Annotated in this window: 15 protein-coding genes and 1 pseudogene; 9 read left to right on the top strand and 7 right to left on the bottom strand. The window is 57.9% G+C overall.

Annotation, left to right across the window (positions count from 1 at the left end):
• Positions 1–563: 563 nt before the first annotated feature.
• From OEG82_RS04350 to OEG82_RS04320, 7 genes are all read right to left on the bottom strand, one after another.
• Entirely contained in the window at positions 564–2,069 is a 1,506-nt protein-coding gene (locus OEG82_RS04350; RefSeq protein WP_267611233.1) for an aldehyde dehydrogenase (NADP(+)), read from the bottom strand.
• A 156-nt stretch (positions 2,070–2,225) separates the two neighbouring features.
• Positions 2,226–3,137: a dihydrodipicolinate synthase family protein gene (locus tag OEG82_RS04345; protein ID WP_267611232.1), complete on the bottom strand. Its 912-nt coding sequence runs from the start codon at positions 3,135–3,137 to the stop codon at positions 2,226–2,228.
• A complete protein-coding gene (locus OEG82_RS04340) occupies positions 3,134–4,309 on the bottom strand; it encodes an L-rhamnonate dehydratase (RefSeq protein WP_267611231.1) in 1,176 nt (391 codons plus the stop codon). The genes OEG82_RS04345 and OEG82_RS04340 overlap by 4 nt, the downstream gene beginning before the upstream one ends.
• A 13-nt stretch (positions 4,310–4,322) precedes the next feature.
• Entirely contained in the window at positions 4,323–5,339 is a 1,017-nt protein-coding gene (locus OEG82_RS04335; RefSeq protein WP_267611230.1) for a 4-hydroxythreonine-4-phosphate dehydrogenase PdxA, read from the bottom strand.
• Entirely contained in the window at positions 5,336–6,616 is a 1,281-nt protein-coding gene (locus tag OEG82_RS04330) for a TRAP transporter large permease (RefSeq protein WP_267611229.1), read from the bottom strand. Before OEG82_RS04330 ends, OEG82_RS04335 begins: the two co-directional genes overlap by 4 nt.
• Positions 6,613–7,176 carry a TRAP transporter small permease gene (locus OEG82_RS04325; RefSeq protein WP_267611228.1) on the bottom strand — a complete coding sequence of 188 codons (564 nt, stop codon included), beginning with the start codon at positions 7,174–7,176 and terminating at the stop codon, positions 6,613–6,615. Before OEG82_RS04325 ends, OEG82_RS04330 begins: the two co-directional genes overlap by 4 nt.
• A 64-nt stretch (positions 7,177–7,240) precedes the next feature.
• Positions 7,241–8,224 carry a TRAP transporter substrate-binding protein gene (locus OEG82_RS04320; RefSeq protein WP_267611227.1) on the bottom strand — a complete coding sequence of 328 codons (984 nt, stop codon included), beginning with the start codon at positions 8,222–8,224 and terminating at the stop codon, positions 7,241–7,243.
• Between the two features lie 155 nt (positions 8,225–8,379).
• On the opposite strand from OEG82_RS04320, the gene OEG82_RS04315 reads away from it, so the two are divergent.
• From OEG82_RS04315 to OEG82_RS04280, 9 genes and pseudogenes are all read left to right on the top strand, one after another.
• On the top strand, positions 8,380–9,033 hold the full coding sequence (locus OEG82_RS04315; protein ID WP_267611226.1) for a GntR family transcriptional regulator: 654 nt from the start codon (positions 8,380–8,382) through the stop codon (positions 9,031–9,033).
• Positions 9,034–9,253: 220 nt separating this feature from the next.
• A complete protein-coding gene (locus OEG82_RS04310; RefSeq protein WP_267615056.1) occupies positions 9,254–9,415 on the top strand; it encodes a hypothetical protein in 162 nt (53 codons plus the stop codon).
• Between the two features lie 264 nt (positions 9,416–9,679).
• Complete coding sequence (locus OEG82_RS04305) at positions 9,680–10,369, top strand: hypothetical protein (protein ID WP_267611225.1); 690 nt, start codon at positions 9,680–9,682, stop codon at positions 10,367–10,369.
• A gap of 80 nt (positions 10,370–10,449) precedes the next feature.
• Positions 10,450–10,674 (top strand): helix-turn-helix transcriptional regulator, encoded by a 225-nt coding sequence (locus tag OEG82_RS24300; RefSeq protein ID WP_425497536.1) that lies wholly within the window; start codon positions 10,450–10,452, stop codon positions 10,672–10,674.
• 153 nt (positions 10,675–10,827) lie between these two features.
• A complete protein-coding gene (locus OEG82_RS04300; protein ID WP_267611224.1) occupies positions 10,828–13,602 on the top strand; it encodes a virulence-associated E family protein in 2,775 nt (924 codons plus the stop codon).
• A gap of 1,114 nt (positions 13,603–14,716) precedes the next feature.
• Positions 14,717–14,872 (top strand): annotated as a pseudogene (locus OEG82_RS04295) (transposase domain-containing protein); the annotation flags it as partial.
• A gap of 188 nt (positions 14,873–15,060) precedes the next feature.
• Positions 15,061–15,957, top strand: a complete 897-nt coding sequence (locus tag OEG82_RS04290; RefSeq protein WP_267611223.1) for a hypothetical protein — start codon at positions 15,061–15,063, stop codon at positions 15,955–15,957.
• Positions 15,958–16,566: 609 nt separating this feature from the next.
• Positions 16,567–24,042: a CHC2 zinc finger domain-containing protein gene (locus tag OEG82_RS04285; RefSeq protein WP_267611222.1), complete on the top strand. Its 7,476-nt coding sequence runs from the start codon at positions 16,567–16,569 to the stop codon at positions 24,040–24,042.
• A gap of 1 nt (position 24,043) precedes the next feature.
• Positions 24,044–24,961: a 3'-5' exonuclease gene (locus OEG82_RS04280; protein WP_267611221.1), complete on the top strand. Its 918-nt coding sequence runs from the start codon at positions 24,044–24,046 to the stop codon at positions 24,959–24,961.
• Positions 24,962–25,080: the final 119 nt, after the last annotated feature.

Here is a 25,080-nt window from a genome sequence, read left to right as displayed (position 1 = left end):
ATGAAGCGCAGCCTTTATTCAGAAAAGCATATCACTGGGATAGTGAAGAGCATGAGACCGGGGTTCCGGTTTTCGAGCTCTGCCGCAAGCATGGCGTCAGAACATTTGGCCGACTTTTCGGCTTAGATTTTCTGGGGTTAGCCGAGGGCGCAGAGCAGCCCGCCAAGACAGGTCGGCCTGCTACTTTGGAAAGCGTCCTTTGCGGATAAACCCGCCTGATCGAAGGTCCTTTGGGGCAGCAGATTTTCCAGAAACAGCCATTCGCGCTCCGTGTTGCGAACGACCGTTCCCCGCCCGCTTGAGCCGTTTAATGAATTCTGTCGCAATTCCGCTCCCGGCCCGTAGCCGGAATTCTGGCCGTTCCTATCAAGCGACCGCTTCGCGCCCCCATCTCGGTCATTATTCAGCTCTGGACCTGACCCGAAAGCGTCGTTCGTTGCTGCACGGTGGGAGGCGTTGAAACGGTTGGAAGTCGCCATTACCTGCGACCTGCTTCGATGACGGCTTCGCTGACGAGCAAATTATGAATATCTTGCGTCCGAAACCTCTGCTATTTCCGTTGGCTATTGAGGTAACAGCGCCTCCGGCATGTCCTGATAGCAAACAGGTCGCAGGAACCTGCGGATTGACAAGGTACCAACCGAGGTCGCACCAAAGTTGGTGCTCGCAGGATAGGGGCCGCCGTGCACCATCGCATCGCTGACTTCGACACCGGTGGGGTAGCTGTTGGCCAGAAGCCGACCGGCTTTGCGTTCCAAAATCGGCAGGAGCTTTCCAGCCAGACCCATGTCGGCGTTTTCAATGTGAAGCGTGCAGGTCAGTTGTCCCTGAAGGCTGTGCGCCAGGCGGATCATCTCTTCCTTGTCGGCTACCCGAACGATGAGACCCAACGGGCCAAAAACCTCTTCACCAAGGGTCTTGTTCGCCATCCAGTCCTTGCCGCTCACGGTATACAGGTATGGCGTTGCAGACCGCTGAACGCACATCGATGTCAGCACTTCGCGCACGCCGGTGCCGGCCGCGACACGGTCGCGCCCTTCGCGATAGGCCGCAGCAATTCCGTCGGTCAGCATGATCTGCGGACCAACCTTTTCCAGCGCCTCGGATGCCGCAGCGGCGAAGGTGTCCGCGTCCGGACCGTCGATCACGACGGAAATACCCGGATTGGTGCAGAACTGGCCGGCGCCCATGGTCAACGATGCGGCCCAGCCTTCGCCGAGTGCCTCGGCACGTGACTTCAGTGCCCCCGGCAGCAGGAACATCGGATTGACGCTGCCCAACTCGCCAAAGAACGGAATCGGTTCGGGGCGTGCAGCGCAGAGATCAAACAGCGCCCGGCCGCCGCCGAGCGATCCGGTAAAGCCGACAGCCCGGATCAGCGGATGCTGGACCAGCGTCTGCCCCACCTCGCGCGTGTTGCCCTGGACCAGACTGAACACACCGGGATGAAGGCCGCATGTGCTGATCGCCGCACGGATTGCTTCTGCCACGATTTCGCCGGTTCCAGGATGTGCGTTATGGCCTTTAACCACGACAGGGCAGCCCGCGGCCAGCGCAGCAGCGGTATCACCTCCCGCGGTGGAGAAGGCCAGCGGGAAGTTTGATGCGCCGAAGACCGCGACGGGACCGATCGGGCGCTGCACCATCTTCAGGTCCGGGCGCGGCATTGGCTGGCGGTCGGGCATGGCCGGATCGTGACGCTGATCCAGGTAGTCGCCCTTCAGGATGTGGTTTGCAAAAAGCCTCAACTGGCCCACCGTGCGCCCGCGCTCACCTTGCAGCCGCCCTGCCGGCAAGCCGGTTTCCTGCGTGCCGATCTCGGTGATCCCCTCGCCGCGGGCCTCGATCTCGTCGGCGATTGCGTTCAGGAACTCCGCCCGCACGGCGGGCGCTGTGTAGCCATAGGACCAGAAAGCCTCTTCCGCAGCGGTGCAGGCGCGGTCAACCAGCGCGGGCGTGCCGACGCTGAAGTCGTGCGCCGGGCCATCGGCGGGCTCCGAGCGGAAGGTTGTGTCGCCTGCAATCCAGTTGCCGGCGATCAGGTGCTTTCCGTGAGGCGTGAATGACATGTATTTTCCAATCTTGTCTGGCTTGCAGCACGGCGCACCAGACCGAGTCCAGGCGACGCGTTTCAGAGCACCGCCCGGTTAACAGGACGATGCTCTGACGCTTTTTTACTGAATGTCGTCAGGGCAATAGCGCTGGACACTTCTGCTAGATCTGGATTAACGGTCCCAGTTCAACACCATGGGGTCCAGCGGTTGCAACAGGTCGATCATCCGTTGACGGATTGCCGGATGAAGCGGCGGTATCGGATGTCTGCAGAACTCGGACCGGATCACGCCGCCTTCCACCATCGCCGCTTTGCAGGATTGCCATCCGCATTGCCGGTTTTCATGGTTGATCGCCATTGCCACGCGCGCATAGGAGGCGGTTGCGCCCTCCATGTCGCCGGCGTGGTGCTTTTCGATGACAGGCTTGATTTGGTCGACAATCATGCCGCTGGTCATCGATCCCGTCGCGCCTGCATCCAGATCGGCCAGCAGGGTGATGCCCTCCTCGCCGTCGAACGGTCCCTCGATAGCGTCGCCGCCCTCGGCGATCAGCGCGCGCAGCTTGTTGGCGGCCTTCGGGCATTCGATCTTGAACAACCGCACTTCTTCGATCTCGCGAGCCATCCGCACTAACAGCGAGACTGGCAGATCGACGCCCGAGAGCGGCGCGTCCTGAACCATGATCGGGATGCCAACTTCGCCTACCATGCGGAACTGCTCGAACGTTTGCTCGGGCGTCCCCTTCAAAAGCGCGCCGTGATAGGGCGGCATCATCATGACCATGTCGGCGCCAAGTGATTTGGCAAAGCGGGCCCGCTCGACCGCAATCTGCGTTGCGTAATGACTGATCGTCACAATCACCGGCACGCGACCGGCCACGTGCTCGAGGCTGAGACGGGTCAGGATCGCGCGTTCTTCGTCCGAAATCAGGAACTGCTCGGAATAGTTGGCCAGAACGCAGATACCATCCGCGCCCTGGTCGATCAGGCAGTCCAGACCGCGCTTCATGCCGTCGAGGTCGAGCGTGCCATCGTCGTGAAACGGTGTCGGGGCGACCGGCCAGATGCCGGAATAGCGGGTCATTCCACGATCTCGAAATTTGAGAGATGCTTGTCGCTGATCGTGATCCCGAGCCCGGGCTTGTCGTCATCGAGTTGCAGGAACCCATCGACGGCTTCAGGATCGCCCTCAAAGATATAGTAGAACAGCTCGTTGCCGACCTCGACATCGAAGACCGGGAAATACTCGCTGATCGGGCAGTTGGTATTGGCCATTGTCAGGTGATAATTGTGAGCCTGGCCGGCATGCGGGATGACAGGAATCTGCGCCGCCTCGGCGATGGCATTGATTTTCTGGGCCGCGGTGATGCCGCCCACCCGGTTGGTGTCGTACTGGAGGACACTGACGGCCTTCTTGTCGATCAGGTCCTTGCAACCGATCACGCTGAATTCGTGCTCGCCGCCGGAAATCGGCACGATGTTCATTGCGTTGAGTTCTGCATAGCCCTCGACATCATCGGCGATAACCGGCTCTTCCAGCCAGCGCGGTTCGTATTTCGCCAGTTTCGGCAGCATCCGCTTGGTGTAATCCAGGTTCCAGCCCATGTAACATTCGAGCATCAGGTCATTGTCGTAGCCGATGACCTCGCGCAGTGCTTCCACGCGTTTGAGGTTCTCGCGCATTCCCGCCATGCCGTCCTTGGGACCGTAGCCGAAACGGGACTTGTAGCCGGTGTAGCCGTTCTTCATGGCTTCCTCGGCCTCGGCCTGCATGCTTTCGACCGGACCCGCATAGAGCTTGGAGTAGTAGACCGGAATCTTTTCCTTGGTCCTGCCGCCCAGCAGCTTGAACACGGGCTTGCCTACCAGCTTGCCCATCAGATCCCAGATGGCGATGTCGATGGCGGATATCGCCGTCATGCCGATCCCCTTGCGGCCCCAGGCATGGGTGCGGCGGTACATTTTCTCCCAGATATAGGCATAGTCGAACGGATCCTCGCCGATCACCAGCGGGGCATACCAGTCGTCGATGGCCGTCTTGACCACTGTCGGCGCCAGCGCCGCATTGCCGATACCGATGGTTCCGTCTTCGGTTTCAATCTCGCAGGTCAGCCACTGGTAAAAGCGGAACGACGCCATGGCGTCGCCCTTCGCCCAAAGTGCATCCGACGCGTTGGTGCAGAAATTGCCGGTGGGCGGCACGGTCGGGCCGGTCCAGTTCCAGACGCGCGTACGCACAGATTTGATCTTGGTCATGTGAGTTTCCTTGTCAGGCTGCCGCGCGGTTTGCGCGATGATTTCGGGCCATGCGAACGAGCAGGTTGAAGGCCTGGAGCGTCGCGCCAACGTTGGCCTTGTTTTTACCGGCGATGTCGAAAGCAGTGCCATGGGCGGGAGTAGCAATGGGAATTGGCAGACCGCCGGCCACGGTCACTCCGCGGTCAAACCCCATCAGCTTGATGGCGATCTGTCCCTGGTCGTGATACATCGTGACGACGGCATCGACCTCGCCCCGCTTCGCCTTCAAGAACACCGTATCCGAGGGCCAGGGCCCGGTGACGTGCTTCTGTTGCGCCTGCGCGGCCTTGATGACGGGTTGCAGGATGTCGATCTCTTCGCGACCGAACTTGCCATTGTCGCCCGCGTGGGGATTGAGCGCAGCCACGGCGATATGCGGCCGGGCATTGCCCGCACGCCGGAAGGTATCCTCGGCAAGACCGATCGCCTTTTCCACCGCTTCCGCGGTGATCCGTTCGGCGACCTCACGAAGGCCGATATGGCTGGTGACGCGAGTTGTCATCAAATTGTCCAGGACATTGATCTCGCTGTGATAGCCCTTGAAGCCGATGTGCCGGGCTATGTAGCGGTGTTCGTCCTCGGCATTCAGGCCCGCGCTGGTCAGGGCAGCCTTGTTGAACGGTCCGAAGAGGACGCCATCAACCTTGCCGGCCATTGCCAGGTCCAGCGCCTTGTCGAGGCAGCGCAGGCTGGAGGCACCACCTGCAACAGTCACCTCGGCGATTTTCACGTCCTCTGGTGCAATGGTCTGCATCGGGAGCCAGGCCAGCCCCTCTTGCGTGTCGATCTCCGCTTCGTCTATCTGCGCCAGATCGACTGTCAACGCCGCCTGCTGTGCACCTTGCTGCCACACATGCTGGTCGCCAATCAGCAGGATGTCGGCTGCGTCCTTGACGCCCTCCTGCTCCAGCAGCTTGGCAATGAGTTCCGGTCCGATCCCGGAAGGATCTCCGGGGATGATGGCGATTCGTGGTTTCCGGTCGGTCATTGGATGATCTCCGTGAGAGCGAGAGATACCTGCGGCACGTAAGTGACGAGCAAGAGGATAAAGGCGAGGACGCCTATGAACGGCAGGTTGGTGCGAGAGGTCTCCCAGATCCCTGCCTTGGCGATCGAGCACGATGTGATCAGGACCGAGGCCACGGGCGGGGTCTGCTGGCCGATGGCGAGGTTAAGCGTCACCATGATCCCGAAATGGACCGGATCGATACCGACGGCATTGACCAGCGGCATCACCACCGGCACCACCAGGATGATGGCCGCAGCACCGTGCAGGAACATGCCCAGCACCAGAAGCAGGAGATTGAGAAGCGCCAATACGATCAGCGGGTTTGTCGTCAGCTCGGTGATCTGCTGCGCCAACTGCTGCGGGACCTGCGCCTGGGTCAGGAACAGCCCCAGCGCAGCCGAAGTTGCGACAAGCAGCATCACCACTCCGGTCTGGCTGACACCTTCAAGCATCACCTTGCGAAGCCGCGAGACATCGAGGTCACGGTAGATGAAGATGCCGATGATCAAGGCTGCCAGAACGGCCAGCCCTGCGCCTTCGGTTGCCGTCACGACACCGGTGAAGATGCCGCCAAGTATGATGACCGGCATCAGCAAGGCCCATATGGCCTCCTTGAACGACCGCCAGACATGGCAAAGGTCGAAGCCGTCAGCACGCGGCAGGTCATAGCGAACCGCCATCACATAGGTGACCGCCATCAGCAGGACGCCGCCCAGCACACCAGGAACGACACCGGCAACGAACAGCTTCAGCACCGAAGTCTCCGCAATGGCGCCGTAAAGGATCATCGGAATCGAGGGTGGAATGATGATGGCCAATGACGCCGACGACGACGTGATCGCTGCGGCAAGCGTTCTCGAATAGCCGCGTTTCTTCATCTCGGGGATCAAGACAGTGCCGGTAGCCGCAACATCGGCGACTGCCGAGCCGGAGATCTCCGCAAAGACCATCGAGACTCCGATATTCACCATACCAAGACCGCCGCGCACGAACCCGATCAGCGAGGTCACAAAGTTGATCAGCCGGACCGAGATGCCCGTGGTGTTCATCAGGTTTCCAGCCAGGATGAACAGAGGGATCGCGATCAGCGGGAATGAGGTCGCCCCGGAATAAAGCGCGATGGCCATGTCGTACAGGGTCGCGCCGCCCGGTGTCAGGACAAGACCGCCGACGGCGACGATCCCGATGGCGACAGCGATCGGTACGTTGATCAGGATCAGCCCTATCAAGGCAACTGTAGTGGCAAGAAGGATCATAGGGATTGGTCCTTTCGGGACGCGGTCGCGTTCTCGCGTTCGGCATCGGCAATGGCCTGCTCGATTTCGGCGTGGTCGGTGTCGATCCCTGCCGCGGCGTTTCTGAGCGCGCGCGGCATCGTCAGAAAGGTTCCGATGATCATCAGCGCGGCGGATAACGGTATGATCGACTGGACGATGTCGAGCGTCATCCAGCGGATGGAGAGCAGCGAGTCCCACTTGGCAGCGGCAAGCACCGCATTGCCGTACCAGGCGACGACGGCGAAGAAGCCGATCACCAGGAATTCGGAAACCAGGGCGAGTGCCACTGCGGCATGTTTCGGCAGCGCCGTGACAATGCCGCCGAAGCTCATGTGCTGGCGAAGAAACAGCGCGTATGTCGCGCCGAAATAGGTAAGCCAGGCGAGAAGCACGCTGGCGATCTCGTCGTACCAGGACGGCGACGAGCCGAGATAGCGCATCGTGGTTGAATAGATGACCGACAGCGCCAATGCGACCAGCAGCGCAAGGCAGATTGTCTCGATCAACCACACAAGCGCTTTTTCAAAAGTTGCGACCATGAACCGGGTTTCCTCCCCAAAAAGGAAGCCGGCCGGAAACTCCGGCCGGCTCCACGTCAACGCATTAGTTGGCCAGAGCCTGAGCGCGGCTTACCAGCGCGTCTCCGCCCTCCACCTGACTCGCGAAAGCCGCGTAGACCGGCGCAGAAGCTTCGATGAACGCCTGCTTGTCCGCCTGATTGACTTCGACGCCGGCGGCTTTGACCTTACCGACGAGTTCATTGTCGGCGGTTTCGCCCTGTGCAAACGACCAGTCCTGAACCGAGGCCGAGACAGTCGACACAGCCGCCTTCACATCGTCCGGCAAGCCGTCCCAGGTGCCCAATCCTGTTGTCAGGTACGTCGGCGAATAGACGTGTCCGGTCAGGCTGAGATATTTCTGCACTTCCTGAAAATTTGCACCGGTGATGTTGGTCAGCGGATTCTCCTGGCCGTCCATCGTCCCGGTCTGGAGTGCCACGAACACCTCAGAGAACGCCATCGGCGTCGGGTTTGCGCCCCACTCCTTGAACATCGACACACGCCATTCGGATGACGGCGTCCGGATTTTCAGTCCCTTGAGATCGGCGGGCGTATTGATGGGGCGGGTGTTGTTGGTAATCTGGCGGAACCCGTTCTCCCAGGTCGACAGGACCTTCAAACCAGCCTCTTCCGCTTTCGGCGCCAGGTCATTCTGAACGATGTCGGCGTCGATGGCTTTGAGATGCGCGCGGTCTTGCACAAGAAACGGCATATCAAAGAGCGCAAACTCTGGCGCGACGTTGGTCATTATCGACGAGATCAGAGTGAACTGAACCGTGCCAAGGCGAAGCTTCTGCATCAATTCCTTTTCGTCACCGAGCTGGCCGTCGGCATAGAATTCGACTGTGTGCGCGTCGCCCAGTTCCGCACCAAGATCCTCGGCGAATTTGGCTGCGCTGCGGCCTTGAAGGCTGTTTGACGCTGCACCAACGGCGACGATGTAGGTGTCAGCCAGTGCCGGTGCTGCCGTCACTGACATCGCGCAGATCATCAGTCCGGCGGAAATGCCGTTTCGAAGGGTGTTCATGGGGTGGTCTCCTCTCCCGCGTAAATGATATTATGCATATTCGCACAATGTATTTTGTATACATGATGAAAGTATGGACTAGCAAGGCGTTTATGGATATTTTATTTCAACCGTGGCCCCTCCGAACTTAACGTCGAAAATTTAAAGGCTTAGAGATGAAATCCGCCATTGCCATTACGAATCGATCGCTCCACGATCAGGTGGCCAGCCGCATTCGCGATCTCATTATCGAGGGCACACTGGAGCCCGGAAGCCGGATCGACGAGGCACATCTCATCGAGGAGCTTGGTGTATCGCGCACCCCGTTCCGCGAGGCGCTTCGGACGCTCGCCGCCGAGGGTTTGGTGATTGTGCGCCCTTCCAAAGGAAGCGTCGTTCGCAAGCTGACCCGGGACGAAGTGTTCTCCATGCTCGAAGTCCTCGGAAATCTTGAGAAACTGGCCGGCGAACTCGCCTGCGAGCGGGCCAGCGACGAAGAGATAGAAGCACTGATTGATCTTCATAAGCACATGATGGACTGCTACCGCGCGCGTGACCGGATGCCTTATTACAAGATGAACCAGGATTTTCACTCGCGTCTGGCAGGATTGTCGAAGAACGAGACCCTGCAGGAAATGCAGGCGAACATTCAGGCCCGGCTGAAGCGTATTCGCTACATCGGCAACCAGAAACCTGACTCCTGGGCCGGGGCTGTGGCCGATCATGAGGAAATGGTGCGTGCACTGAAGGACAGGGATGGCCTGGCCCTCGGTGAAGCCATGGCGAACCACCTCAAGAAGACCTGGGACCGCGTAAAGGACAGCATTTAGTCACGCGATTGGAAAAAATCGCTAAGTTGAGCGATCGGACGAAATCGGCATTTGCTCTGATCCCCGAAAACTGGATTTTTTTGATTGGAGTTTTCCGCTGTAAATTCGGGGTTGGAAAAAGGAGCGGAAGCGATGAACGCGTTGAATTTTTCGGACGCCCAGAAGGCGTTCATTTTGAAGCAGAGTGATGACGGTGTACCGATTGCAGAGATCTGCCGGAATGCAGGACCCAGACAGCAAGACCGGCAAGAAGGCGATTGTCCTTTCGGCGCCCGCTATTGAAATCTTGGAAACTTTGCCGCAGTTGGGACGCTACGTCATTGCCTCTGAGAGCGCCGGCTCCGAAAGGGAGCAGCCACATTCTGACATCAAAAAAACGTGACGTTTGGTGACGCGGCCCGCTGAGCTCGATGGTTTGCGTATTCATGATCTTCGCCACTCGTTTACGTATGATGGGGCTGGTGGTGGTCTCGGCCTGCCCCTCATTGGCGGACTGCTGGGACACGCGGACCCGAAGACGACTGCCCGTCACGCTCACCTTGCCGTTGACCCGCTGCGCCAGGCTGCAGATATGATCGCAGCATCGCTGGCAAATTCACTCAATGGCTGAACAAATGTCGTTCCCTTCAGCAAAGGAGCTTAACCATTGCAAAGAGAAAATGAAGGCCTCAATTCCGAATGCGACGCTCTGACAATTAAACAACTTACACGTGCAAAGCAAAAATATAAGCAGAGCTTGCTGCGAGGTTGGCTGGAACAACCCAGCTGGGCCCCGAAGGAGTCACGTTTATTGCTCGTAGGCTTGGATCCAGAATCGGACACCACGGACCGAAAAAGCCGTCGATGGTTACCTTCGCTATCCGCTGAACATTTCGACGTAGAAGATGTGCCGGAGGAAGACGAAATACAGGATCGTTTCCGTAGAGTAGATGGACTCCGGCTTACCACAGGGAAGCCAGGCGATATTATAAAAAAAGCTTTTTATGCTGGCATCATTATCCCTTGGCTACATGTTGCCATACATGACGAAAAATGTGAACTGCCCGACGATTTTCGCGAAGAGAGAAAACGTGAAGAGCGGGCAGAGGCAGACAAAAGAGCCAGCTTTGATAGCCGCAACGCGGCAATGAGTGCTCTGAACGCCGTCAAACGTGCCCCAGCAATTTCTGCAGCCCAAAATACAATCAACGGCCTGGACCTCAAGGATTATCTAAAAAAAAATGGAAAGGTAAATTTTGCCAAGGTCATCGAAAAAATTCAGGATTCCCATCCAGAGTTGGAAAAGTCAGACAAAACAATCAGGAACTGGCTCAAGGAGCGCAAGCTTATTTTGTGAAAGTGCAAATTGTTCATTTTTGAAGGTCATTTGCACGGGCCTATACCCGCGTCCAAGTCGGTGCAAGATGATGTCTTTCAATGATTGGAGACACATCGAAAATGTCCGAAAGTACCAGAACTGAGCCGATTCTAGTCGGCACTAAAGAAGCCGCGCGCCTGCTCGGCCTTAGTTCATCGACGCTTGAAAAATGGCGATTCTTCCGCGTGGCTGGCACCCCGCCGGTCGTACGGATTGGCAGGGCCTGCCGTTACCGGTTGGACGACCTGAGAACCTGGGTAGACCAGGCGAGCAATCCTGAATAGCAATTATGCGCTTGGCAGAGGAACAACTTAGGGCGTTCCCCCTACAGCTCTGAGCACTTAACGTCCACCACTCACACCATCTGGACCGCTTGAATAACAGCCCGGCATAACCTGCCGGGACGATCGAGCTGTGCGCAATGAAAGGCTTTTTGAATGGCGGACAAAGATAAGATGATGATCTTCTTTGCCGATGGCAAACAACGGAATTTCGGTAAAGCCGACAACCGCGTCACCAGTTGGGGCCTCTTCCAGAAGCGGATAAACAAGCCCTTCGTCACGCCCGAGAAGCGCAAAGAGTTCAACCGAGTCAGCAAGGACGATCAGGACAACCTCAAGTCCATGGCTGGATGGTTCTCGGGCGCGCAGTGCTCCGGCGGCATTCGAAGCCTCGCCAATATCTTGCCGCGCAATCTGGTCACCCTCGACCTCGACTATATCGAAGATTTCATCCCCGATCTGATTCGCACTGGCAACTTCGGCCTGTCCGAATTTGAGTTCTCGGCGCACTCCTCCCGGAGACACACTCCCGAGGAGCCCCGCATCCGGGTAATCCTGCCGATCAACCGCAAGGTCAGTCAGGAGGAGTACACCGCGCTCTCCCGTATCCTCGGCCAAATGGTCGATCCGGCGATGAAACGTGTGGATAAGGTGTCGTTCCGATCCGCGCAAATGATGTTCTACCCGACGTGCTCGAAGGACGACGAGAAGCATTTCTTCTACTTCCGCAACGACGGCGACATCCTCGACGCCGACGCGATCCTTGAGAAGTTCGAACGGGAGGTTGGCGACTGGCGCGATTTATCGCTCTTGCCGCGTCACCCGGACGAAGACGAGCTGCGTCACCACGGGGAGAAGTCCGAAGACCCGACCGAGAAGGAAGGGATCATCGGAGACTTCTGCCGGGCGTTCACGATCTACGACGTGATGGAAGAGATCATCCCGGGGACCTACATCCTCGGCGACGCGAATAGCGGGCACCCACGCTACACCTACGCGGGCTCCACGTCCTCGAACGGCGCTATCGTCTACGATGACGGCAAGTTCATCTTCTCGCACCACGGGCACGATCCGGGCTGCGAAATGAACCTCAACGCGTTCGACTTCGCCCGGCTCCACAAGTTCGGCGAGCTGGACGACGGCGAGAAGACCGGCAAGAAGGTTACCGAGCTGCCGTCCTTCAAGGCGATGACCGAGTTCGCCGGGACCTTCAAGGCAGTCCGTGACGCTCGCGTTGCCCGCAACTACGACATGACCGCGATATTCGAGGACGCGGGCGTCGAGGTGCTGGACACGCCGGACGACTACGAGATTGATCTGGTCGGCGACGGCCCGAGGCCGAAGCCCAAACGGGAGAAGCCTGCGAAGATCGGCGACGCGGCGGACGACGCCGAGGCGCTGGCGATCCTGCGCGATCTGGTCGGCGACGACGCCGAGCTGCCCCCACTGATCACCCGCCTGCAACACGCGCCCCGGGCACTGCCGGAGCCGGACGAAGACTGGCTGTCAAACGAGGTCGAAATGACCGCGAAGGGCGAGATCATATCGAACCTGCCGAACGTCGGCACGATCATCTATAACGACCCCCGCCTGCGCGGCGTGGCAGCGAAAAACGAGTTCACCGGGCAATTGGTCTGCACGCGGTCGGTATCTACCAGCATCAAGGCCGTACCGAAGATCATCTGCTCCGACAACTACAACGGTTCACGCTGGTTGGACTTCCACGACACGGCGTTCCGGGCGCTGCTCGAATACCCGGCAGGCAAAGGGAAGGCAGGCTACGGGATGAAGGTCACCGACCGGGACCTCTCCGGCGGCATTCTGCTCGCGGCGCACCGCAACAGCTTCCACCCGATCCGGGACTACCTGCGCGCCTGCAAGGCGGGCTCGTGGGAGGCCGTCGAGACGCTCCTGATCCGCTACCTCGGTGTCGAGGACAACGCCTACCACCGCGAAGTGGCGGGCAACATCATGCTCGCCTCGGTGAGCCGGATATTCAACCCGGGCTGCAAGTTCGACTTCGCGCCCATCATCGGCGGCAAGCAGGGGATCGGCAAGTCGTCGTTCATCAAGGTTCTCTACGGCGAGCAATGGTTCGGCGAAATCGCCTGCAAGCTGGACGACAAGCAGGAGATCGCCGAGGAGATCGCGGGCAAGTGGGGCTGCGAGCTGCCCGAGCTGTCGGCCTTCCACAAGTCCGATCACAACGCGGCCAAAATGTTCTTGCGCCGGACCCGGGACGACGTTCGCATGGCCTACGACAGGCGCGTGAGCGAGTTCCCCCGGCAGTCGGTCTTCTGGGGCACGACGAACGACCTCAAGGTGCTCAAGGACCCGACAGGCAACCGCTCCTACTGGATGATCATCGTCTTGCTGGAGAAGTTCTTCGACCTCCACGGCCTCGCTCAAGAGCGCGAAGCCCTATGGGGCGCGACGCTGGCTGAGTACGACCGGCGGACCGGCGGCGACCACTCCATAGAGCTGGACCTCTCTCTCCAGAGCACGGAAGCCAAGACTACCGCCGTGGCCCTGCAAGAGGCGTCCCGGACCGAGGAAATCTACGAGCAAATGCGCGACCGGATCGAAATGTGGCTCGAAGAGCCCTTGCCGCTCAAAGAGTTCATGGCCGAGCTGGACAAGCCCATGTCGGACTTCCCGGACGATGACGATGACGGCTTGCTCGGCGACCAGCTCGTGCTCCGGTGCGCCTTCCGGCTGAGTGACGCGGCTGCGGCCCTCGGCCTGCCGTCCACGATCACAAATCCGCAAGTTTCGCAGCAACTCCATAAGGCTTTGGCCGATCTGAAAGGATGGTCTGGCAAGGGCGAACGACACTATATCCAGAAGGTCCGGGACCGCTGGCGAGTGCGGGAGGATATCACCTTCGATGAGCTGCAATGCGGCTATAGGTTGTACGAGGAGGGGGCTTAGAGGCCCCCTTTTTCATACCGCGCATTGGCGCTCCAATTTTTGATTCGGCAAAATGTATAATCTAATGCACAAGAGAAATTGGGACAGGGGGTAGACCTGTCCCACGATTTTGCCGACACCTGTCCCACGATTTTATTGAGCATTTTCAGTAGTTTAATTGGATCGTGGGACAGGGGGACAGGTAGGGACAGCAATTCCCACGTAGTCATTTGTAGGCGCTCCCCGCACACTAAAATAAAAACGCTGCGGCGCTGTTTCTTCCCGCTGCATGCAGCTTTTGACTCCTCTTTTTAGCTCTCTCTTCGTTTCTTGTCTCTATAGGCTTTTAGCTGCCCTACCTGTCCTACCTGTCCTACCCATTGAAATCATTGAGGAATTTTTGGGACAGGTATAGGGGATGACTGAGAGGGACCTGTCCCACCTGTCCCGTTACCCACACACGTACACGCGCACACCCGTATGATGCACTGCGGACACGGGGATTTACGGGGGTCGGAATTACCGACATCACCGACAACCTCGGAAACGCCGATACAACCTGTAGGGGGTTTTTTGCTCATGTTGAGCATAAAAAAAAGGGGGGGGGGGGGGAGGAGGTAGGCCGGATGAGCGGGAAATCGGCACTTATGCTCAGATCGCGCAAAAGGGGGGCACCTATCGTCCGCAAGCCCGCATGAGCGCACACATGTAACGACATTACAGTATCAAAATAGGAAAAAAATCTCAAAAAGTGTGTCAGCCCGGGGCCTCCACGCACCCCGCAGCGGCGGCTTCCCGGCAGAAGGACCCAAGCGGATGCGCGCAAGCCCGCAGGACCGCGCACGCTGGTGCGCGCGCACCAGCGTAGCCCCTCGTGGATAGGACGGCGATATCGGTGTTCCGCCCCCACGTTGCCCGCCGTCGCCTGATCTGTGATCCGACATGGACGAGCGAGAAGGCGCTTCTTCATAGACACTACATTGGAGGTTCTCAGGACACGGAGGGGTCGACGGACGTCGCGCGCCGAGATCCTTATCGGTCGGGTCACTAACCTGCTCTCTCGGAAGCGCCCCTTCCTTGATCAGCCGGCGGACACGATGGGCAGAAACACCAAAGTCCTGGCTTTTTGCCGCATCGTGGTGCTGATCGCGCAGCCTTTATGGCAACGCTGACCGCAATGCTCAGCGATATCGATCCGCAAGCGTGGCTTGCCGACGCCCTCACCAACATCGCGGACACGCCCATCAGCAGGTTGGAACAATTGCTCCCATGGAATTTGACAAAGGGCTGAGCTCCTTTGCCCAGCTGGCAACGGTGCGCGCCGATTTGGATGTCGTCAAAGCCTTGGGAGAGTCCTTGGGTTGAACCAGAACCTCGTGGGAGATTATGCCTGCGGTCAGGTTCTTTGCCTTGGACCCAGTTCTCCGGTTAACGCAATCTTGAGTACCGCTTTGCTACTCACAGGCGGCGAGGTGTTCGATGCGAAGCATTGTGAAATTTACTTATCCGACGTTTATCGGCTTGTGCGGTCTGCTGGCTGCTCTTTCCGACGTATTGCAAGACCAGAATGTCGCTGTCGCGCTGTATGCATCTCTGCTGGTCCTTGGCATCGTGGCACTCGTTGCTCCTTCGGCATTCGTCGGTAAGACCATGCGCACGATTGTTGGAGAAGACGATTCAATAGGCGCTCAATCAAAGCCCTTCGGCCTCTCATGCATATTGCTGGCTGGCGTGGTATTCGGCTTCAGCACGCTCTCTGCGGCATCGTCGTCGGAAGGTGGAGTGATTTCCAGCGCATATCCAGAGGTCCGGCAAATGCAGATATCACTGGGGATCATCGAAAATCGGATCGCTTCCCTAGAAACAACTTCGTCTGATATTCTTGCCAACACCGAAGAAATGATATCATCATCTCAAAGATGGATTTCGCCGAGCGCATATATTAACGCATTTAGTCGGCAGCACCAAAAGACGCTCGAGCAATACCACTTCTTCAATGGCATTCACTACAACGCGTCAAATGACACAGGAATCATTTTCGAAGATGTCACATTGAGCGTCCATGACGAGAATGGGAAAAGCCTATCGTCCCACCGGGCGCGCGTTATGCCAGCAAACGACTACATCGCAGATTCGTGGCAGTTCATGGACGAATCTACGTATATCAAAGACCTACGCGACGGAGATGTCGTCCATCCCGGTTTGAACCGAAGATTGTCACTTTGCATCACTGCTCGACGCCGAGGATCTGATATCTGGACTCTGGAGCGCCGCCACTATGAATATTCACAGTCCGACCACCTGACACCCCCGCAACTGCATCTCGTTGAATCCACCCAGCCTGAAGATGTTGACGATGGTGCGCAGTGTGGATGAGTCATTTGATTAGACGTGCTCCTCAAAGCTCGGCTTGATCGATGGTGGGTCCTAGAATCTCAGGCGCGAAAGGGTCGAGCAACCGCCGGCCATGAGTCACTAGGGGCCAAGCTGACGGGGTCGGTAGCCGCTCATGCGTGCGGAACCATCATCGGGCCTCGCAGATTTCCTTAATCTGCGCCGCACTGATTTTGCCGGCGACCGGCCCTTGGCCAGTATTCCTTAGGTCATTGTGGCTTGGACTGCATCTGACGTAGTGAGCCTATAACTTCAGATAAACACGCCAACCTCGTCGCACGCCCCCCGAAGCGGACCCGTACGTGAGGGCGCGGAACGGAAATGATCTCCGCTTCGTGGCCGATTGCCGCTGGGCGATAATCGGGCAGCAAAGTGGCGAAAGCCACCCTTGAGCAGACCAAGGTCTGAGCGGAAGACCTTGTGTCATGCGTACTACCTTCTGGTATTTGGCTGTGATGACATCGTGCTGCTCCAATCAAAATCCGCGAATCAAATCGCTTGGTCTCTATTTGGGCTTACAACTCCAGGGTGGAGCATGATAGCACATGGGTGGGGTTTGAGTGGACAAACCACATCCCAGAGGGGGATTAATTGGCTCGCAAATCTAGAACCGGATTATCGGATATTGCACAGCTAGTTGAGCAGGCCGATATTGCGCTAGTCGCTGAGCGGCTTGGACTAAACCTCGACAGCCGGGTGCGGCAACCGCGTCGCGCCATTTGCCCGTTCCACGATGACAAAGATCCATCGCTCAACCTTTATCGCAGTGGTGCTGGGCGAACTGAGCGCGACCATTATCATTGTTTTGTCTGCGGCGCCCATGGGGATGCGGTTTCCCTCATTCAGAATTATGAGAAGGTCCCGTTCTGGGAGGCTGTTCAGCGGCTCGCTGCGATTGAGGGCGTCGAGCTTAGTTCGAGGCGGCGTCCGGCAGTCGATCGCTTGACTGGAGCGGCTATCCTCACGCATCACCTCGTCGAAATCCCAGTGACGGACAAGAAGTTCGCGGCCTTTTCCAAGGAACGAGGGTTTGATCCAGCCTTTCTCCGCAACAGAGGCGGAGCGAATGCGAGTCTTGGGAGCCTGATCGAGCGAGCAAGAGCTGACCGGACGATTGAGGAGCAGCTTGTCGAAGCTGGCGTCCTTCGCCGCGAAGATGCCGCTGAGCCGGTCGCTGATCTTTATGGTCAAAAACTGCGCGGCTTCTTCGGCGGAAGTCGCATCGTTTTCCCAATCGACGGGCCGCAGGGAGAGACGGTCGGCTTCGCTGCGCGCGCACTTGATGGTCAAACGCCTAAATACCTCTACTCCTACGGCTTTCCTCGCAGAACCTCGCTCTATGGCCAAGGACGCGTGCTGAAGGCGGTGCAAAATCTGCGTCGGTCTGACCGCAACGGTGCCATTGATATCTACCTCGTCGAGGGGATCTTCGACGCCCTCCGTCTTGATCAATTGGGTTTTCATGCGCTGGGCGTGCTCGGCGCGCAGCTAACGCCCGGCCAGATCGAACAAATCGTCCGAATTCAGGAACAGGTTGGCGAGTTCGATGGGGAACTCAGATTCCACATCTTTTTCGATTGGGACGATGCAGGCAAGCGCGGTGCATACGACGCTACGCTGCAGCTTCTCAGGCTGCTCCAGCACGGTCATCCGTTCGATTTGACGGTCATCACTTCGCCGAACAACGATCTGGCCAAGGCCGATCCCGACACATTCTTGCGCGACGTACCACCCGAAGCTGCTCAGAAGTTGCTGGCTTCAGCAAGCGTCGGGCCGCTTGAGTTTCTGGCAGCTTATAGGCTGGGAACGGAGCCCTCCCGGCTAGATTGGTCGACGGTCAATCGCCTGCGGCTCGCGTCTATCGCCAGGAGCGTCGCCTATTCCCTGCGCGATGCCGATTGGGCGCGCATTTTCGCGCCGTTGTCAACGGCCGATCAGCATCCTGGTCTGACACAGTTCGCTGCCTTGGTGAGCAGCTATGGAGGCGCGCAACTAGGGCCATCGCAAGCGTCGCAGATCCTCCAGAAATTACGGGATCCGGCAGATGATCGCTCAGACCTTCTGACTGCGTTAACCCTCGGGCGCTCATCGACTTCGCGCCGCGAGTATCCACTCGATGATGAAGCATGGGAGCGGCTGGCAATCGCCGCGTCTCCGCTCTTTCACATTCATCGTGAAAGGCTGGCGGCATCCGACGGACCGGCGAGTCCGCTCTTGGCGCGGCAGGTGCCCAAAGGAAACGGAAAGTATCGGCTAAAGTCTGGACCGGTCGCGCACGATGCAATTCTCCAACAATACGCCCTCGTCGAACTACTGCGAGATCGCGACGATTGTCCAAGTTTTGCGGATAGCATCCCCGCCATACGCTATGCGCGCGACGGGGAAGGCGATGACGGCATTTTCAAGACCGGTAGCGGACGAAAACAACCCGCATTAAGTTTTGCTTATCAGATCGACATGGCGATCGTAAACGGACTCAAGCCGCCACGACGTGAGGGCATTTTCCGGCCCTATTTCGAGTGTTGGCGCTCGTTCATCGATTTTATCGATGGCCGTATCAAACATTTTCGGCATGAAGAGATGCAGATTCTGCGCCTCGATATCACCGGTTTCTACGATCACATTCGGTCCGACGTATTCGGCGACGCACTTGCGCAGCCGCTCGAACGAGCGCTCCACGGCTTGAATTTTGCCGATGGCGATATTGGCTCCTTCGCGCCTTTGCTCGCTCCCTCAGAACACGAGGACGCAACGGGACGGGCCGAGGCTTTTACACGATTCCTACTCCAGCACAGCTTCGGGCTCCGCTACTTTGATCCAATCACTGGAAAAGAAGCTTCCTCCGACTCTAAACGTGGCATTCCGCAGGGGCCTGACCTTTCAGCATACCTCGCGAATATCTCGCTGTTTGATCTCGACGACATGATGGGCGCCGAAGTTGCTAGGCTGAATGAGCAAGAGGTCGTACCAGACGAAACCCGCGATCAAGACCGATGCTCGGCCGCCTACGCTCGCTATGTCGACGATATAGTTATCATCTGTAGGGATTTCGAAACCGCCGCCCAACTCCGCCGTAAAATCGAGTCATTGGTCTCCCTGAAGGGGTTGTCGCTCAATCGCAAGAATGTGACGCCGCCGCCAATGACGCGGGCGCAGGCTCGCGGCTGGATCACTGACAACCGCGCTGGCTTCGGCTTTTCAGGAGCGCTTGCCGATTTGCCAACGACAGAGGCGATGGATCCGCTTGCTGACGCAGGCGAAATCGATCGCCGTACGGCACTCGGGCTACTTTTTGACCCAGATCTGGACAACCCGGCAAATGCCGATATTGGCGTGGTCAAAATTGGCACAGCACTGAGCGCAACCGAAATCCGGTTCAATGACCGGGCGAATGCGTATCGTCGACTTTGGTGCTTCGCATCTGACAATTTAGAGAATGCGTCGGGCGAGGAACTCGCAGCGTCCTTTGCAAAACTTTTAGCCGAAGCCGAACCAGGCGTATTGCCGCTCGCGGACGAAACCGACCGACTCGATATTGCAATGGCAGCGATGGAGGGCTTGGACCGGGCGTTGCGATTCGCCGTTCCTCCCGGAACATTCGGGCAAGAATTGTGCGAGCGAATTGAGCGAAACTTGCTGACTTTGTCTACGGCTGTGCTAGATGACCCGTTTACACCGCTTGAAACGCTGCTCCTCGACTGTAACGATAATCGACTGCTTTCGCGCTTCGACACTCGCTGCCAGATTGGAAATATGGCCTCCCTCGCCGCGGAGAAGCTAGGCCCCCGCGACCGCACGTTCCAATTCACCAGCCTACACAAATTCCTGCTGCCGAACGTTTGTCTTGGCGAGGTGCTGCCGGAAGGCTTGCTTCACTCGCTGCTGAAACACGACGCCGCGTTCGCACGCCCATTGCCGGGCTTGGTTGTTGCAAGCAGACAATCCGCGAAGGCCGCTTTCTCCCGCCTTAATCAGACGCTCGTCGAACTCCAGCGCGCCGAAGCCCTTGGAGGTGATGAAGGTCCCGCCATATTTTCCGTTTCCGAATTGCAGGACCCTAACAAGGTCGTCAGCGTCGCCAAATCGATACTGAGTATCTGGGCTCCGGGCAAAGACATCGATTGCAGCACCGCGCCACCAACTGAAGTCGAATTGGATGCTGCCGCGACATTGGTCAATTTAACATACTCAGTGTTCGGCGAAATCGTATTACGCAGGCCACGATTGACGCAGATGATTGCCCGCGTTGCGAATGCAGTCCCATTGCCGTCGCCACCTGGCCTTAAAGCCTCCGGCATTCTCTTGTGGTGTCCCGATGATGGCCGATTGCTGCTCGCATCGCCGCCCGACACTGCGGAAGCGCCGCCGCTTGGCGTGACATGGACAGACTTGAATGATCAGTCAGTACCCGGAATCGCCTTGCGAGAAGCCACACTTCCTGAAGGCAGCAGGCTGTTGGTTGAAAAAGCTCGCAAATGGCTCCCCTCAGAAATCGCAAACCTCTATCGGGCCGGATTTACTCAGTTCGCACAACAGATCGACCTTGATGCTGGGCGCGTACCTGTGCCAACGGCGTTCTCCTTCTTCGGCATCATGACGGATGGCGTCATCGACTTCTCGAGCGTGCAGCTGATTTCATGGCCCGCCCTTCGGTCGAGCGTTGATGGCCATGCGTTCATCCGCGTCGGGCCCTCGCTGGAGGCGCGCAGTGTCTACGCTGATGGCGCGGATCACTGGCGGTATGGATGGGCTGTACGGGATGCCTGCAATCGCGCCGAGCCATCTCATGACGATGATGCCGGGATGGATGCCCACGCAGAAACTGCGCTGGATGAGGATTTCCATCGGCGAGAAGCGATTGTCGCCCGCGTGCTTCCGCGCCTTTCTGGGGCCGACCAGTGGGGACCTGGCGAGGGTACGCCAGACAATCCGATTCCCATACGCATTCGCCGCGCTCTGACGCTTCTTGAGAATTTTGATCGCGCAGGCACTGCTGCGGCAGCTGCATCGTGCTTGGTCGCAGCCGTCGCGGAAGGAATGTTCATGAGCGAGCGAGTGAATGTTCTCCACGACCTAACTTCGAACGGGAATCCGGCAGAGCTTCTCGCCGCGGCGACCAGACGAGTGAGCCGCGCACTTCCTGAAGCAGCTAAACATTGGAACATCGCTGTCCCGCCGTCGTTGCCGCATCGACGCGGTGCTTCGGCCTGGCAGATATTGTCGACAGCGATCGGGCATGCGGGAATAGATCTTCCCGGAGACACCGCGGACTCGTTAAACGCACTCGAGGCAGGCGCTGAGGTGCTGGCGGCAATCGCTGATCTGCGGGCGTTAGCTTTTGAAATTGCTGCCGCCTTACCCGAGGACTCGCTGAACCGCCTGTCCGACGCCGAGTTTGATCTTGCCTGGGTGTCGGACATTGTGGGCCTCGATTTGATTATGCTTAATGACAGGTCTGCGACCAACGAACCGGGCCTCGCCATGCAGACGAACAAGGTCGTGCGCGCGTTCTCCCAAGTAGTTCTTGGCCAACGCCGGGGCCTCAATTTCGTCCGCGACCAGATCACACCCGCCGGCTGGGTAGTGCTCGTCGCCATCCTGATCCAGGTCGTTCCCGTACGCCAGCGAAGCGACCTTGCCCGCCCAACTCTATGGCAGGCACATGCCGGGCTAGCCAGCGCCGAAACTGCGCTCCAAAACCTTCTTCAATATTTCGCGAGCAGTTCGAAAGCGAACGCGAATGCACCCAATTGGCCGTGGGACGTATTCGACAAGCTGCTTTCGCAACGCCCCTCCGATCTGCCATTGCTATTGCGGCAGGTCACCGACGCAACTGACATAACCGTGAGCAACGAAGTTTCAATATCGCCCCCTCGAACAAATGACAGTCAAGCCAACCGCCCAATCATCCGGCTCGCCGACGGCAGTTCTGTCAGCCTTGCCGAGTGGCAGATTGACGTGTCGTATGTACGGGGCGAGCGGGGTGCCAAAATGGAAGCCTATCCGGACGGTAGCCGTTTGCGATTCCCTTATTCAATCTCGCGTTGTGGCGATCAAATTCTCGGTCTGCACCTCGTTTCGCGCAAGCTTGGAGAGGCGGCTTTCGGAAAGCCGTTCCAAACTGAAACCCCTTCGGGGGAGCACAAAGTGGCACCGGAGGTGATGCCGGATTCTGAAGCTGGTGAGACTATTATTGAGGATCCCGCAGCTGGCCCGGAGGTCGGCACCTCACCAGATAAAGCTATGGATCAACCAGCGCCGTCGGATCCCAACACTCTGGATGACGCGCTGGCGTTGATTGACACAAAACGCATTCGCTCTTGGGGAGATCGTTCCAAGGCGAAGAATCCTGGTACACATAGGGTTGCGCTGATTCAATGGGATGTCGCCGACAGCTATTACAGCCCGGGACATAACGGGGGAAGATATGAAGGTCTGGTCTCTGCAGCTGGAGACAAGGAGGCCGACCCGGTAAAAGTCAAAGGCGGCGGCGTATTCCTTTCGACTTCCGAACACCGCCGCCGCGCGCTCATACGAGAAGTTCTGAAGGCATGCGCTGATTTCAAGGTCGATGGACTTGTGTTTCCGGAATACAGCCTGCGACCCGAGACCATCAACTGGCTCACGCGCCAGCTAAAAACCCAGCCTCGGCAAATCACCATTTGGTGCGGCACTTTTCGAGTTCCCAATGGCACGCAGCTTGACCAGGATTTCAGCGAAGCGGCTATTGTGCCCTTCGTGTCTTCCACTGCGGGCTCAGTGCCAACGCTTACGAATAGGTGGGACTCGCATACGGCGCTTCTTACCTGTGTGCGCACTAGGACGGATAAGCAGAGCCTTAGAGTTGAGCATTTCGCACGACCAAAGCGTTATCCGTCCGCTGCAGCTGGAGAATTGATTAGGCCACCATTCACAGAGCCGTGGACCCCGTTGTTGGTCAACGAGAATGATCCGTTCAACCTCGGGACGTTCTCATTGGAGCTCGTCTGCTCGGAAATGTTCCCCCATGCCAGCAGCGCAAACTTCGTCGGCATCATTGAGGAAAACAGCGAACTTGCCGATAGATATGGCATCGGCAAGGGCGGCGAGTCGATGTTCACCCATATAAGCAGAGACATTTACGAGTTCGCGCGATGGACCGCGTTTCGAAACTCAGCCAAGGTTACGGGCGACACCCACGGTGCACTGTTGAGGGGAGAAACGTTCCAGAGAACGCTCATCGTTCTTCCCGCCATGACGACACGCTCTGCCGATTATCATATCTTCGGGCAGAACCAGTATTTGGCTGCTGGACTTGTTACGGTATTCTGTAATGCCGTCGTTCCGCATGCGAGTTGTGGTCAGAGCGGTTTCATTGGTCTCGATGGCTGGAAGCGAACAGAAGGGATCAAGACCCCCTATGGATCTAGAGCGCCGGGCATCTTCCAGCTCGGAGATACGCATAGTGGCCCGCTCGGTGAAACCGAGGCCGCCATGGTCATTGCCGATCTCGACTTGCTGCGAACCACCGATCAACGTCCCCGACCGCATTATCAACATCGCTCTCTGCGGCTCGTTGCGCACCTCCCGATAATATTCGCCACGGAGAAAGGCAACCATGCTGGTCCCGGCTCCTATCCGAACAAACAACGTCAGCCCCGGACACGAACGGTCGATGGAAAGGCACTCACTTTCGCTGAGGCCCGTTATAAAGTCGCCAAGGCGTTAGAACTAGAGTCTGTCTGGCGCTCAAAACCTAACGTGGGCTCTCCTGATGAGGACCTGCCACCCGACTATCAGACCGCGATTGCAGAAACACTGGCCGCACTGCGTGTGCTCGAGGAGTTTGCGGACGATCCGGCTTGGCTTCGGAAACGGACAGATTCCTTCAAGTCGGAGCGCTATGAAATGCCGCCAATGACTCCTTTGCCGGCTCTTGTCGATTGGCTGTACGTTGACGATCGATGGCTACCTGGAACAAACGGCACGGTAGGCCCAGAAGAAGGGGAAGACGCGCTGAAAAGTGACAAGCCACTGCTTGGCGTTCCGCGCTCGATGCAAGATGAACCGCCACGGAGCATTACCTGACGTGGAGCAAGATGTAACCAATACATATCCCAATCTGAACCTTGAAGAACTGGTGGATAGACTAGAGGCGACAGGCGATTTCAGGGTACTTCGACGACTGAAGCTTAGTGAGCACATCGAGCCAAGCGATAGCTCGAGGAATCGAACCGGAATGTTTTTGGACGTCGAAAGTACTGGATTGGACGTTGGCACCAGTGAGATCTTAGAGCTCGCCATCATGCCGTTCGAATATGGCGCTGATGGGCGGGTCGTTTCAGTTGGACAGCCCCTGCACCAGTTCAATGAGCCTGCGACTTCGATCCCTCCAGAGATCACCGCGATTACCGGTCTAACAGATGAGCTCGTGGCTGGTCACCGGTTGGATATTCCCGCGATCGAAGCATTTGTGGAACAAACGGACGTTCTGCTCGCCCACAATGCCGCTTTCGACCGGCCATTCGTTGAACGGATATCACCTATATTCGCAGCTAAGCCTTGGGCCTGCACGATGTGCGATGTTCCTTGGAAGGGAGAAGGTTTCGAGGGGCGACGATTGTCCGACCTTTTGTACAAGTTCCATTATTTCTTTGACGCGCACCGTGCCGTCGATGATTGCGAAGCCGGCATTGCTCTGCTGACGATGAAGCTGCCAAAGAGTGGTGAGCGTGTACTTAGCTGCGTCCTAAAGGCTGCGCGCCAGTCGACTTGGCGAATCTTTGCGGATGCCGCACCGTTCGAGATGAAGGATGCCTTAAAAAATCGCGGATACAAATGGAATGCAGATCGAGCAATCGGCCCGCGGGCTTGGTGGAAGGATGTTCCCTCTGACTTGATCGATGCAGAGGTAGAATTCCTGCAGTCAGAGGTACTCCGATCTCCCGTGCAACTTCCTATGTTCGAGATCACGGCCTTTCAGCGTTATTCGGGGCGGATCCGATAAAGGCTCGTTCGGGGGCAAGCCTACACGCCCCTCACACGCTACCTTATGGACTTGTGCACCGGTCCATACTATCGCTGGACCATGTCCGATGCCCCGCAACTCCATGCCGAGAAACTCGA

This window comes from Hoeflea ulvae (genome assembly GCF_026619435.1).
Classification (GTDB): Bacteria; Pseudomonadota; Alphaproteobacteria; order Rhizobiales; family Rhizobiaceae; genus Hoeflea; species Hoeflea ulvae.
This window is presented reverse-complemented; position numbering and strand designations above follow the sequence as displayed.

What these genes read in the sequence shown, in the direction of transcription:
- OEG82_RS04330 (WP_267611229.1), bottom strand. Translation starts at nt 6,616, where the DNA reads ATGATCCTTCTTGCCACTACAGTTGCCTTGATAGGGCTGATCCTGATC.
- OEG82_RS04340 (WP_267611231.1), bottom strand. Translation starts at nt 4,309, where the DNA reads ATGACCAAGATCAAATCTGTGCGTACGCGCGTCTGGAACTGGACCGGC.
- OEG82_RS04290 (WP_267611223.1), top strand. Translation starts at nt 15,061, where the DNA reads ATGCGAAGCATTGTGAAATTTACTTATCCGACGTTTATCGGCTTGTGC.
- OEG82_RS04320 (WP_267611227.1), bottom strand. Translation starts at nt 8,224, where the DNA reads ATGAACACCCTTCGAAACGGCATTTCCGCCGGACTGATGATCTGCGCG.
- OEG82_RS04345 (WP_267611232.1), bottom strand. Translation starts at nt 3,137, where the DNA reads ATGACCCGCTATTCCGGCATCTGGCCGGTCGCCCCGACACCGTTTCAC.
- OEG82_RS24300 (WP_425497536.1), top strand. Translation starts at nt 10,450, where the DNA reads ATGATTGGAGACACATCGAAAATGTCCGAAAGTACCAGAACTGAGCCG.
- OEG82_RS04325 (WP_267611228.1), bottom strand. Translation starts at nt 7,176, where the DNA reads ATGGTCGCAACTTTTGAAAAAGCGCTTGTGTGGTTGATCGAGACAATC.
- OEG82_RS04310 (WP_267615056.1), top strand. Translation starts at nt 9,254, where the DNA reads ATGCAGGACCCAGACAGCAAGACCGGCAAGAAGGCGATTGTCCTTTCG.
- OEG82_RS04315 (WP_267611226.1), top strand. Translation starts at nt 8,380, where the DNA reads ATGAAATCCGCCATTGCCATTACGAATCGATCGCTCCACGATCAGGTG.
- OEG82_RS04335 (WP_267611230.1), bottom strand. Translation starts at nt 5,339, where the DNA reads ATGACCGACCGGAAACCACGAATCGCCATCATCCCCGGAGATCCTTCC.
- OEG82_RS04350 (WP_267611233.1), bottom strand. Translation starts at nt 2,069, where the DNA reads ATGTCATTCACGCCTCACGGAAAGCACCTGATCGCCGGCAACTGGATT.
- OEG82_RS04300 (WP_267611224.1), top strand. Translation starts at nt 10,828, where the DNA reads ATGGCGGACAAAGATAAGATGATGATCTTCTTTGCCGATGGCAAACAA.